The sequence below is a fragment of the Eilatimonas milleporae genome, assembly GCF_003688555.1.
In the GTDB taxonomy this organism is placed as follows: Bacteria; Pseudomonadota; Alphaproteobacteria; order Sphingomonadales; family Kordiimonadaceae; genus Eilatimonas; species Eilatimonas milleporae.
This window is the reverse complement of record NZ_REFR01000015.1, coordinates 84,573-96,252: the sequence shown is the minus strand read 5'-3', so window position 1 is coordinate 96,252 and position 11,680 is coordinate 84,573. Positions and strand designations below refer to the sequence as shown.

At 61.3% G+C, this 11,680-nt stretch carries 13 protein-coding genes and 1 tRNA gene; 8 read left to right on the top strand and 6 right to left on the bottom strand.

Features of this window, described 5'->3' with window-relative positions; translation table 11 throughout:
- The first annotated feature begins 169 nt into the window (after positions 1-169).
- The gene (locus BXY39_RS16675) at positions 170-718 is read left to right on the top strand and encodes a sigma-70 family RNA polymerase sigma factor (protein ID WP_211332321.1); all 549 of its coding nucleotides are present in this window, start codon (positions 170-172) and stop codon (positions 716-718) included.
- 3 nt (positions 719-721) lie between these two features.
- On the top strand, positions 722-1,405 hold the full coding sequence (locus BXY39_RS16670) for a ChrR family anti-sigma-E factor (RefSeq protein ID WP_121940029.1): 684 nt from the start codon (positions 722-724) through the stop codon (positions 1,403-1,405).
- Positions 1,406-1,450: 45 nt separating this feature from the next.
- Here BXY39_RS16670 and BXY39_RS16665 read toward each other — a convergent pair whose 3' ends face one another.
- The 3 genes from BXY39_RS16665 to BXY39_RS16655 form a co-directional block, all read right to left on the bottom strand.
- Entirely contained in the window at positions 1,451-2,035 is a 585-nt protein-coding gene (locus BXY39_RS16665; RefSeq protein WP_170163906.1) for a periplasmic heavy metal sensor, read from the bottom strand.
- A gap of 73 nt (positions 2,036-2,108) precedes the next feature.
- Positions 2,109-2,642, bottom strand: coding sequence for a hypothetical protein (locus BXY39_RS16660; RefSeq protein WP_121940027.1), 534 nt, complete (start codon positions 2,640-2,642; stop codon positions 2,109-2,111).
- A 39-nt stretch (positions 2,643-2,681) separates the two neighbouring features.
- Positions 2,682-3,254: a sigma-70 family RNA polymerase sigma factor gene (locus BXY39_RS16655; protein ID WP_170163905.1), complete on the bottom strand. Its 573-nt coding sequence runs from the start codon at positions 3,252-3,254 to the stop codon at positions 2,682-2,684.
- A gap of 322 nt (positions 3,255-3,576) precedes the next feature.
- Here BXY39_RS16655 and BXY39_RS16650 point away from each other — a divergent pair, with 322 nt between their 5' ends.
- Together BXY39_RS16650 and BXY39_RS16645 are read left to right on the top strand one after the other, a co-directional pair.
- On the top strand, positions 3,577-4,881 hold the full coding sequence (locus tag BXY39_RS16650; protein ID WP_121940025.1) for a UDP-glucose dehydrogenase family protein: 1,305 nt from the start codon (positions 3,577-3,579) through the stop codon (positions 4,879-4,881).
- A 14-nt stretch (positions 4,882-4,895) separates the two neighbouring features.
- Positions 4,896-6,281, top strand: coding sequence for an MATE family efflux transporter (locus tag BXY39_RS16645; RefSeq protein ID WP_170163904.1), 1,386 nt, complete (start codon positions 4,896-4,898; stop codon positions 6,279-6,281).
- Positions 6,282-6,318: 37 nt separating this feature from the next.
- Here the strand turns inward: BXY39_RS16645 and arsC are convergent, their stop codons facing one another.
- Both arsC and BXY39_RS16635 read right to left on the bottom strand, forming a co-directional pair.
- Positions 6,319-6,663 (bottom strand): arsenate reductase (glutaredoxin), encoded by a 345-nt coding sequence (gene arsC, locus BXY39_RS16640; RefSeq protein ID WP_121940023.1) that lies wholly within the window; start codon positions 6,661-6,663, stop codon positions 6,319-6,321.
- 60 nt (positions 6,664-6,723) lie between these two features.
- A tRNA-Gly gene (locus BXY39_RS16635) sits at positions 6,724-6,798 on the bottom strand.
- Positions 6,799-7,069: 271 nt separating this feature from the next.
- Between BXY39_RS16635 and metZ the strand changes: the two genes are divergently transcribed.
- The 4 genes from metZ (at position 7,070) to BXY39_RS16615 (ending at position 11,200) form a co-directional block, all read left to right on the top strand.
- Entirely contained in the window at positions 7,070-8,278 is a 1,209-nt protein-coding gene (gene metZ / locus BXY39_RS16630) for an O-succinylhomoserine sulfhydrylase (protein ID WP_121940022.1), read from the top strand.
- A 65-nt stretch (positions 8,279-8,343) separates the two neighbouring features.
- Positions 8,344-8,763 (top strand): Co2+/Mg2+ efflux protein ApaG, encoded by a 420-nt coding sequence (gene apaG, locus BXY39_RS16625; protein WP_211332307.1) that lies wholly within the window; start codon positions 8,344-8,346, stop codon positions 8,761-8,763.
- Positions 8,764-8,782: 19 nt separating this feature from the next.
- Positions 8,783-10,264, top strand: coding sequence for a TrkH family potassium uptake protein (locus BXY39_RS16620; protein WP_121940021.1), 1,482 nt, complete (start codon positions 8,783-8,785; stop codon positions 10,262-10,264).
- A 105-nt stretch (positions 10,265-10,369) separates the two neighbouring features.
- A complete protein-coding gene (locus BXY39_RS16615; protein WP_147453615.1) occupies positions 10,370-11,200 on the top strand; it encodes a TRAP transporter TatT component family protein in 831 nt (276 codons plus the stop codon).
- 53 nt (positions 11,201-11,253) lie between these two features.
- Here BXY39_RS16615 and BXY39_RS16610 read toward each other — a convergent pair whose 3' ends face one another.
- The gene (locus BXY39_RS16610) at positions 11,254-11,676 is read right to left on the bottom strand and encodes a tellurite resistance TerB family protein (protein WP_121940019.1); all 423 of its coding nucleotides are present in this window, start codon (positions 11,674-11,676) and stop codon (positions 11,254-11,256) included.
- Between the last annotated feature and the right edge of the window lie 4 nt (positions 11,677-11,680).

The window sequence follows — 11,680 nt, the reverse complement described above, 5'->3', positions numbered from 1 at the left end:
GAAAATATGATCCGGACCGCACATCGCATCCGTAAGATTTTTTGAATTTTGCGAAAGACTTGGGCGCATGCAGCTACAGACATTTCCACGGAGTGTGGTAAGACAAGCCGGATGGGGCGGGCGCAACATGCGCCGCGCCGGTAAAACCGGAAAGTCGTCATCCGTGGACATGGCCTTACAGGATGAACATGCCATATGGCTCGAAGCGATCGCCAAGGAGCGGGATCGTGCGGCGTTTGCCAAGCTGTTTCGTTACTATGCACCGCGCCTTAAGGCATTCGCGATGAAGGGTGGCCTCTCTGCGGAAGAAGCGGAAGAGATCATGCAGGAAGCCCTTGTGACCCTTTGGCGGAAAGCCGACCGCTTCGACCGGACCAAAGCAGCCGCATCCACTTGGATTTTTACCATCGTCCGCAATAAAAGGATTGATTACCTACGCAGGGAAAAGCGGCCTGATCTGAAAGCGGAAGATTTTCTGCATATGGAAACGGAAGAACCCGCCGCTGACATATCTTTTGCGGATCGCCAGCAGGCAAATACGATCCGTGACCGGATGACATCCCTGCCCGCGGACCAGTTGGTTGTGATACGCAAGGCCTTTTTCGAGGACAAATCGCACAGCGAAGTCGCTTCGGAACTGGGCTTGCCCCTTGGAACGGTAAAATCCCGCATTCGCCTGGCATTGGCGCGCATGCGGGGCATGATGGAGAAAGAGTAGGCGATGGTTGTCAATGACATCGCAAATGCACTGTTGATGGACCATGCATCGGGCTGTCTGCCCGAACCCATGGCCGTGCTCATGTCCACGCATGTGGCCATAAACCGTGAGGCCCGCGACAAGTATGAAGCGTTTTCCGATCTTGGCGGCGCTCTTCTTGCGGATATGGATCCGGAACAGCTTTCCGCGGATGCTCTCGAAAAAACGCTGCATGCACTGGACTTGCCGGCCGATGATGCCGTCGTTACTGAGAAAAACGGGACCGCATTGCGCCGGGATAACGGTTTCGATACGGAAACCATGGAAAAGGTACCGTCCGTGCTGAGGGCATATCTGCCCGCTTCGCTCGATAAACTGAAATGGCGCCGTCTTGGCGGCGGGGTCATGGAATACGCCCTGCCCATGAAGGTCAAAGGCTACAAGGCCAGCCTGCTGTCAATCGCGCCGGGAAAATCAATCCCCAGCCACACTCATAAAGGCCGGGAATATACCGTTGTTCTCGATGGGGCCTATGACGATAACGGCCTGCAGGTGCAAGCCGGTGATTTCGTCTGCAATGACAGCGAGGACACGCACCGTCCTCTCGCGGACCCCGATCATGGCTGCCTCTGTTTCGCGGTCATCAACGCCCCCCTTAAATTCAATGGGCCGTTTGGCTGGATGGTCAATCCTTTCCTGAAAGTCTGAAGCGGTAGGGGACAAAATTTGTCCCCTCTCACCGGAGGAGATTATTTAGGGGCCGCTCCCCTCTTGAAACTCTGTCGACCCTGTTTCCCCGTCCTTGGCTGGGTCAGCGTTGGGGGTATCTGCTTGCCGGTCACCCTTCGATTTTCTGATGCGCCGCCCCTCAAATGCGCCCATATGCGGGCCGGAAAAAAACAGACGCCCCGCCAGTCTGATACGGGTTTCACGGTCAAGACGGGGAATGACATCCGCCATGATATGCCGGATCGGTGTCTCCAGCTGTCCCCGTAGATCGGCATATTGCGCCATCAGCGCCGACAGTGCTTCAGGGTCGACCGTTTCCGCGGTTATGACGGCGTGCAGTTTTTCCTGCACACGGCGGCGTTCCCGGAAAACGTCTGCAAGCTTCCTGCGCTCAGTGCGAAACCGGGCGCGTAAGGCGTCGCGTTCGGCTTCAGGCAACACGGCCCCCATGCGCCGCAGGCTGAAATCCACGTCGGGACGCATGCCATGGAACGGTTTTGGTCCCCTGAGCAGCCCGCCGATAAAGACGCCGCCTGCAAATATATTCAGTGCCAGCGATACCGCCAGGGCAATCAACAAGGCTTTGGGCAGGGCGTTCCGCGTCCGCATTCGGCCGGGGGTTTCCCTGTCCGGCTTTGCCGGTCCGGCCCTTTCATCCGAGTGCTCACCGGTTGGAGGGTTTTCACTCATAAGTCTGCATGTCCTCCTCTAAACTCAATGTCTCGGTAAACACCATGACACTCAGGTCCACTTCCTCCGTATCCGGCAATGAGCCCGCCATACCGACCCAAAGACCCAAAACCAGAACGCCGCTGGCACAGGCCGCCTGGGCGGCCAGGCCCAATGGCGAGAAAACGCCCTTCGGCCACTCATATGCCGTATCGAACACCCCGGTCAGCTTCCGGTACAGGTGCCTTAGGGGCAGACAGTCGCGCATCGCCGCACCCGCAGGTCTGTAAGCTCTGTCAGGCGCCTGCAAAAGACGCTGCATATAGACATCGGCCCCGCTCGCGCATGCGGTTTCCGCCTGTGCACCGCCTACCGCCGAAAGGCGCGCAAAACTGGTCTCAAGCGCTTCCTCGGCTGCCAAAATAGCCCGTCCGGCAGGTGTCACGGCAAAATCAAGCGCACGGTCCCGTACAGCGTCAGGCCAGTGATCCATATCGGGACCAAAGCGTACGATCAGTTCTTCAAAATCTTCTTCCGTTATCGCCATTGCCCTACCCCATCCTTGCTCATACCCGTCAGTCCGCCTCTACACATGCGGCAACAGAAGGTCGTCCCGGTCATCGCACAAAGCATCGCGCAGGCGTCGCCGCGCCCGGACCAGAAGCGATTCCAGCGCCTTGAGATGCAGGCCGAGCATCTCGGCGGCGGCGGCATTGGACAGCCCTTCGAAATAGCACAACATCACGGCCATACGCTGCCGTTCCGGCAAAGTGTCAAGCACTGCCCTGACCTTTTCGTCCCGCCGGCTCAATGCCAGACCGGCCTCGGCCCCGGGGCGGTCGTCCTCCATGTCAAAACCCTCCGGCAGTGGATCGGCGCGTCTTATACGGCGCATATCCAGCACCCGGTTGACGACGACACGGTAAAACCAGGTGGAAAACCGCGCCTTGGCCGGGTCAAACCTGTCCGCCCTGTGCCATACCGTCGTCCAGGCATCCTGGGTCACATCGTCGGCCAGCGCCGCATCGCCCAGAATGCGGATGGCTAAGGCGCGGAATTTCAGGCCATGCCGGTGCACCAGCAGCGCATAGGCCGCCCTGTCCCCATCGGCAACGGCCGTCATGAGACTTTCGTCACTGCGCTCATCCGCCGTTTTCATTGACGCCTTCATTCGTGCCCGCTGTCATCCGCGTCCCGGTATCCGCATCACCGGACCAGTGGCCTGTTCTACCCGGTTTATCCGACCCGTGCTTTATTCATGATGATGATACGGACCGGCTCTTTTCAATCCTTCGCGTGGGGCAAAAGATTTCGGCGGCCCTGCGGGTGCGGCCAAGCCGCGCGCCTGCCAGGACTTTCCCTTTTGTCATAAAGTCTGTATGACGCGCACGAGACGGATGGATTCTCCAAGCCAGCGCCGGGACCCGGCAAACGGACGGACTAGGCAACGGACTCTAAAGGCGAATATAAAAGGACAGGGTATGAAAATTGCGGTTATCGGTACCGGGTATGTGGGGCTTGTCTCGGGAACCTGCTTTTCCGAGTTCGGTCATGACGTGACATGCGTTGACAAGGACGCAAACAAGATCGAGGCCCTGAAGCGCGGCGAGATTCCCATATATGAGCCGGGGCTTGAAAACATGGTGGCCCGGAACACCGAGGCCGGCCGCTTGTCCTTTACCACCGACCTGGGCGAAGCCATGCAGGGCGCCAAGGCCGCCTTCATCGCGGTCGGTACACCCAGCCGCCGGGGGGATGGACACGCGGACCTGCAATATGTCTTTGCCGCGGCGGAGGAAATCGCCGATCACATCCGCGACTATACCGTCGTTATCACCAAATCCACCGTGCCGGTGGGCACAGGTCTGAAAATCACGACCCTGCTTGGCAACAAACTGGACGACAGCCTGTTCGACGTGGCTTCAAACCCGGAGTTCCTGCGCGAGGGGGCCGCGATCGAGGATTTCATGCGTCCGGACCGCGTTGTTGCCGGCGCGGACACGGAAAAGGCACGCGACGTTCTGCGCGAACTGTACCGACCCCTCAATATCAACGAAACGCCGATCCTGTTCACCAACCGCGAAACGGCGGAAGTGATCAAATATGCGGCCAATGCGTTCCTGGCCACCAAGATCAGCTTCATCAATGAAATTGCCGACCTGTGCGAAAAGGTCGGCGGCGACGTTCAGGAAGTGGCCAAGGGGATCGGTCTGGACAAGCGGATCGGCAACAAATTCCTTCACGCCGGGCCCGGTTTCGGCGGCAGCTGCTTCCCGAAGGATACCCGTGCGCTGGTGGCAACCGCCGATGAAACCGGGGTGCCCATGCGCATTGTGCGATCGGTCGTCGAGGTCAACGAAACCCGCAAGCAGGCCATGGCGGACAAGGTCGTCGCCGCCTGCGGCGGGTCGGTCAGCGGCAAGCGCATAGCCGTTCTGGGCCTGACCTTCAAACCTAACACGGACGACATGCGGGAAAGCCCGTCCCTTGACATCATCCCCAGCCTGCAGGCCGCCGGCGCCGATATTCAGGCCTATGACCCCAAAGGCATGGACGAGGCCGCCAATTTGTTATCTGGCGTTACTTTTTGCGATGACCCGTATGATACCATGAAAGACGCGGACGCCCTGGTGATCGTAACCGAATGGAACCAGTTCCGCGCCCTTGATCTCGACCGCGCGAAATCCCTGATGCGCACGCCCGTGCTGGTGGACCTGCGCAACATCTACGGCCGGTCGGAGGCGCCGGTACGGTCCGGCTTCGCCTACACCGGCGTGGGCCGGTAATACGGCTCCGAATCTTGGGCGGTGCGGCACATAACGGTACCGGCATAGACGCCGAAGACAGCCGTCCACACCGCCGCATCTGGGCCATTGCCGGCCCGACCATCCTGGCCGGATCGGCCACGCCGCTTGTCGGCCTGATCGACACCTGGGCGATCGGGCAGACGGCCGATGCGACCGCCCTGGCGGCCATCGGTGTCGGTGCCACCCTGTTCAACTTTCTGTTTTGGGCCTTCGGGTTCCTGCGCATGGGCACGACCGGCCTGGTCGCCCAGGCCCGCGGCCGCGGCGACCGCAACGACATCGGCGCCGAAATCGTACGAGCCCTGGCGCTCGCCGCTGTCATCGGCTGTGTCCTGCTGCTGGCCCAGGATCCTATTCTGACTGCCGGCAGGGCTGCCCTGGCCCCCCCGCCTCCGGTGGGAGAGACGGTGGAGACCTATGCCAGCATCCGCATCTGGTCGGCCCCGGCAACACTGGCCGTCTATGTGATCCACGGCACGCTGATCGGTCTGGCGCGGGCCCAGGCGGCCCTGGTCGTTCTTGTCAGCCTGAATATTTTGAATGCCGGGTTCAATCTGCTGTTCGTCGTCGGCCTCGGCATGGGGGCCGCCGGCGTCGCCCTTGGCACGCTGATCGCCGAATGGGCCGCCGCCGGTATTGGTATCGTGCTTGTTGCCCTTGCCGTTGGTACAAAACCGCTGGCACTCGTCATCCGCCGACGAACCACATGGCACGTGCAGGCCCTGTTGAAACCGGTCAGGGTCAACGGGTTTCTGTTCCTGCGCACACTGTTTCTGATGGTGACGCTAAGCTGGGTCACACGCATCGCCGGCACATTGGGCGAGGCACCGCTGGCGGCCAGCCACGTACTGGCCACCTTTCTGATGCTGATCAGCCTGGGTCTGGACGGGTTCGCATATGCCGCCGAAAGCCTGGGCGGCGCGGCATGGGGGGCCGGCAACAGGGCCGCTTTTCGCCGCTGGATGTGGCGGACCAGCCTGTGGGCGGGCTTGGCCGCCCTTCTGTACAGCGCGGTCTTTCTGGTATTCGGCAACATGATCGCCGCCGTATTAACGGACCTGCCCGCCGTACGCGCGGCCATAGCGGACGTGATCCCGATACTCGGCCTGCTGCCGGTTCTGGCCGTGCCTGCCTATCAGATGGACGGCCTTTACATCGCGGCGACAGCCACCGGTTCCATGTGCGCGACCATGGCGCTGGCGTTCGGGGTGTTCGCCCTGACGGCGGGACCGCTGACCGATGCCCACGGACTGGCCGGTTTGTGGACGGCGCTCGGGGCGTTCCTGCTGGCACGCGGTCTCGCCCAGATCATCCATTATCCATGGCTGGAACGCGCATTACCGGCCGGCGAGAAAACAGCAGATTTCACCGCGCCATGATCCGTCATATCATGAAGACCGCCGGGACACCGCAGCGTCAAAGAATATCCAGAACCGCTTCCGGCGGACGGCCCAGGGCCGCCCTGTCCTCATGCAGCACAACAGGGCGCTCGATCAGTTTCGGCGTCGCGGCCATGGCGGCGATCAATGCCGCGTCATCGCTTACATCGCCTAAGGCCTGCTCCCTGTAGTCCGCTTCCTTGGTGCGCATCAGGGCCCGGGGCGTCAGCCCCAGCTTGGTCAGAACCGCGCGCAGTTCGTCCACGCTCGGCGCGTTGTCGAGATACAGGCGAATGTCGGGATCCAGCCCCTTGTCCTTCAGAAGCGCCAGTGTCTGCCGGGATTTGCTGCACCGGGGATTGTGCCAGATAACCGTTTTCATGGACGCCTCAACACTGTTTGGACTGTCTGGATATGGTCGCGCCCGTCGCGGGGTACGGCTTGGAGCGGGTGAAGGGAATCGAACCCTCGACACCGAGCTTGGGAAGCTCGTGCTCTACCACTGAGCTACACCCGCCTGGATCCTGTGCCATGCCGGTACCGCGCATGCCGGGCGGAACCAGCGGACGCTAACGCCCCCAAGGGTCAAAATCAAGCGGTGTGATACCGCCTCCAGTGATCAACCCGCTTAGATATCGTCATTACATATCGTCAGTCAGAAGGGTTCAGGGCTTGACGTCAGCCGCGCAGGACGACAACGTGAGCGGCCATATCCGCCCCGATACATCGGTCCGGGCCTTCCACCACCCGTACACCGCACGGTATTCACTATCAAAGAGACCCTCGCCATGAAACGCCAGACCCCGCAGAACCGTGACCTGACCGCCAGGTGGGCACCACAGACGCAAATGGTGCGCGCCGGAACCTATCGCTCGGAACTGGGCGAAATGGCCGAGGCCGTCTATCTGACGTCCGGCTTCGCCTATGAAACGGCGGAAGAGGCCGAGGCCCGTTTCGAGGGCACGGCGGAGGGGTTTACCTATTCCAGGCAAAGCAATCCCGGCCTCGCCATGCTGGAAGAGCGCATGGCCGTTCTGGAGGGGGCGGACATCGGCCGCGCCACCGCCACCGGCATGGCAGCGATGACGGCATCCCTTCTGTGCCAGTTGAAAGCCGGCGATCATGTGGTTGCAGCCCGCGCGCTTTTCGGGTCCTGCCGCTGGCTTGTGGATACGCTGCTGCCGCGCTTCGGAATTGAAACCACGGTGATTGACGGCACCGACGCGGGTGCGTGGGAACGGGCCGTAAAGCCGAACACACGCGTCTTCTTTACCGAAAGCCCGTCCAATCCAACCCTGGAAATCGTCGACCTGAAAACCGTTGCCGACATCGCCCACAGCCATGGCGCCCGGCTCGTGGTGGACAATGTGTTCGCCACGCCCGTCCTGCAAAAGCCGATGGATCTCGGCGCCGACGTGGTGACATATTCCACCACCAAGCATATCGACGGACAGGGCCGCTGTCTGGGCGGCATGGTGCTGGCCAGCCGTGATTTCGATGAGGACCATCTGTTCCCCTATTACCGCCATACCGGCTGCGCGATGTCGCCCTTCAATGCCTGGGTGATGCTCAAAGGGCTGGAAACCCTGTCACTGCGCGTCCATGCCATGTGCGACGGCGCGGAGGCCATCGCGGGTTTTCTGGACGGCCGCGTGCCCGGCGTGCGCCATCCGTCGCTGGCCTCCTTCCCGCAAAAAGCCCTGTCGGATGCACAGATGACCCGCGGCGGGACCATCGTCACCTTCACCCTGGACGGGGGTCGGGATCAGGCGTTCCGTTTTCTCAATGCATTGGAAATCATGGATATTTCCAACAATCTGGGAGATTCACGGTCCATCGCCACCCATCCGTGGAGCACGACGCACAAGGCCCTGGCCGAAGAGGACCGGCTGGCGCTGGGCATCACCCCGGGACTGATCCGCCTGTCAATCGGCCTTGAGGCGCCGCGGGATTTGATCAAGGATATCGACAGGGCCCTTGCCGCAGCGGGCCTTTGAGGCCGGCGGCCAAGGCAGCCCATGCACGCAAACGGTACTGCGGTACACAAGACCGGACAAACCTTATGGAAGATCTGATTGACGGTGTGATGACGTTCGAGGACCAGACGGACGGCGTGCGCGTCCAGGTTCAATCCTATTATCTGTCCGACCAGTCCGAGCCGGACGAAGGCCGCTATGTCTGGGCCTATCGCATCAAGATCAGCAATGACGGCAGCGACACCGTTCAACTGATCAACCGCCACTGGGTTATCACGGACGCCAACGGCAATGTGCAGGAAGTGCGCGGCGCCGGCGTGGTCGGAGAGCAGCCCGTTCTCGAACCCGGGGACCATTTCGTCTATACCAGCGGCACCCCGCTCGACACACCGACGGGCTTTATGACCGGATCCTATGAAATGCAGCGCCCCTCCGGCACCACGCTGACCGTGGCCATTCCGACATTTTCCCTGGACAGTCCGTTTTTTGACAACGGATTGAACTGAGGGTCCCGTGACACCGCGCATGCCGACCGCTTCTGCCACCGTTGCCCCCGCCGCCCTCGACCTGCGGCCCATTCTGTATGCGCTTGGCATTCTCGTTTCCATGTTAGGAACCGGCATGGCCGTGCCGGCCACGGTTGACCTGCTGTCCGGTCATCCGGGCTGGCCCGCCTTCGTCATCGCGCTGGCCGTCACCGTCACGGTGGGCGGCATGATGGCGCTGGCAGCGCGCGGCACGGGGGACAAGCTTACCCTGCGGCAGGCATTCCTGCTGACGGCACTGGCCTGGATCGTCCTGCCGGCTTTTGCCGCCATCCCGCTTGCCTTCTCGAAACTGGGCCTCAGCTATACCGACGCCTATTTCGAAGCCATGAGCGGGCTGACCACCACCGGGGCAACCGTCATTTCCGGGCTGGACGATGCACCGCCGGGCCTGCTGATGTGGCGGGCCATTCTGCAATGGCTGGGCGGGATCGGCATTGTCGTCATGGCCGTTGCGGTGCTGCCCATGCTGCAGGTGGGCGGCATGCAGCTTTTCCGCATGGAAAGCAGCGACACATCGGAGAAAATCCTGCCGCGCGCGGCACAGATTTCCGTCGCCATACTGGGATTGTATCTGGGTCTGACGGCATTGTGCACGCTCTGCCTCATCCTGGCGGGGCTGAATATTTTCGACGCCATCGCCCATGCCATGACCACGATCGCCACCGGCGGGTTTTCCACCCGCGACGGATCGGTCGGACATTTCGACAATGGCGCCGTCGATATGATCGTGCTGACCTTCATGATTGTCGGCTCCATGCCTTTTGTCCTGTATTTGCAGGCCCTGCGGGGACGGCCGCTGGCCCTGTGGCGGGATGAACAGGCACGCACCTTCCTCGCCGTGATCCTGTTTCTCACGGCGGGGACCTGCCTTTGGCTTGTCGTCTGGCTTGACTTTACCCCCTGGCAGGCCTTCCGCTTCGGCAGTTTCAACATCGTTTCCATCATGACCGGCACGGGCTATGCCACCACCGACTATGGCGCCTGGGGCAGCTTTTCGCTGACATTGTTTTTTCTGGTCATGCTGATCGGCGGATGCGCCGGCTCCACCAGTTGCGGCATCAAGATTTTCCGCTTTCAGGTTCTGTTCAAATCCCTCGGCTGCTGGTTGCGGGCCATGGTGCATCCGAACGGCGTTTTCATTCCCCGCTATAATGGCCGGCCCATCGCCGAGGATGTTCAGACCTCGGTCATGACCTTTCTGGTGTTTTTTCTCGGCTGCATGGTCATATTGGCCTTCGCGCTCGCGCTGACCGGACTGGACTGGATGACGGCCTTTTCAGGCGCCGCCACCGCCATGGCCAATGTCGGCCCCGGCCTGGGGGAGACCATCGGCCCCGCCGGCAATTTCGAAACCCTGCCCGACAGCGCCAAATGGTTGCTGTCCTTCGGCATGCTTCTCGGACGGCTGGAACTGTTCACCGTTCTTGTCATGTTGATGCCGTCCTTCTGGCGGGGATAACATGAAAGGCCGCCGAGAACATCGGCTGGCAGATAGTCCGGGGTGCCGGCCGGTACAATCACCGGCCAGTGATGCAAATAGTGCAAGGCCGATAAAATGGGCATCATGAAATCTGTCTGTGTTTCCATGCTCACCGCGCTGGTGATGGTTGCCACCGCGCCGCTCTTTGCGGATGACACCCTGGAGGATGCGGCAGCATCCTTTGCCCTTGGCCATTATGAGGCAGCCATCGGCGCCGGGCGGACGGCAGGCGGCATCGCAGGACTGACCATCGCCTGCCGCGCCGGTCTGACCCTTGGCGGTCTTGTTGAAAACGGCATCGGTGCGGTGGCCCGGCTGCATGATGCCCTGGGCGACTGCATCGCCGCCCACCGGACTGATCCGGACAATGTGGTGGCGCGGGTCAGCCTCGCCCTTGCCATCGGGTTTGAGGGCAAGCGGCTGAAACGCCCCTCCTATGCCCACGCGGCCCGGCGTTTGATCGAAACCGGGCTTGAGCGGAACGGCGACAGCATGCTGCTGCACGGCGCGCTGGCGGGATGGCACGGCGAGGTCAGCGCCGCCGGTGCACTGGCCCGTATGGTCCTGGGCGCCCGGTCAAGTCGTGCGGCCCATCATTTTCAGCAAGCCCTGGCACTGGACGGGAACAACGATCTGCCGCTGCGGTATCAGTATGCCCGCTTTCTTGCCCGGCGCGGCGGCGACGCAGAAACGCGTCAGGCCCGTGCGCTCCTGGAAACGATCATCGCGCAAGTCCCCGCCGACCATCTGGAACGCCTGCTGCAAGACCGCGCCCGCAGCCTTTTACAGGCGCTGGACAGCGGCAAAAAACGCCGGCTTTCCCGCGCACTCAAATCCAGTGGCGCCTTTGTCGGCATTGAAAAGCATCGTGATATCGCAAAAGCGGATATCGACCCCGACGATTTCGGCGCCTGAACCCACACCGGTTGACCCGGCAACACAGGCCCCTTTTTCAGGATCAGGGGCGATTAAATATCGCTGGGCAGGGTTTTCTGCCGCGCGGCAATGCCCCGTTCAATCGCCGCCGCCGTCAGCCGGTCAATCGCGAAATAATGACGGAACATTTCCAGAAGGCGCAATTCCTCCTGGCTGAGGGCACCGTCGGACGCGGCAACCTCGCACGCAATGGCATAAATCAGATCGAAATGGCTTTCCGACACCGATTCCTCGATCAGGCCGAACACCGCGTCCAGGCCTTCTTCGCTGGACAGGATTTCGATACAGCTTTCCGTGTCCGCCCGCAGCCGTTCCACATTGTAATTCTTGAACGCCGGCAAATACCCGACAAGGCCGGTCATCCGGGTCAGTTCGCTATCGGTCATTTCCTCGTCCGAGGCGGCAACAATAACCATGGTGTAAACAAGCGCGGTTTCCGGACTGATGGTCGACATGGAA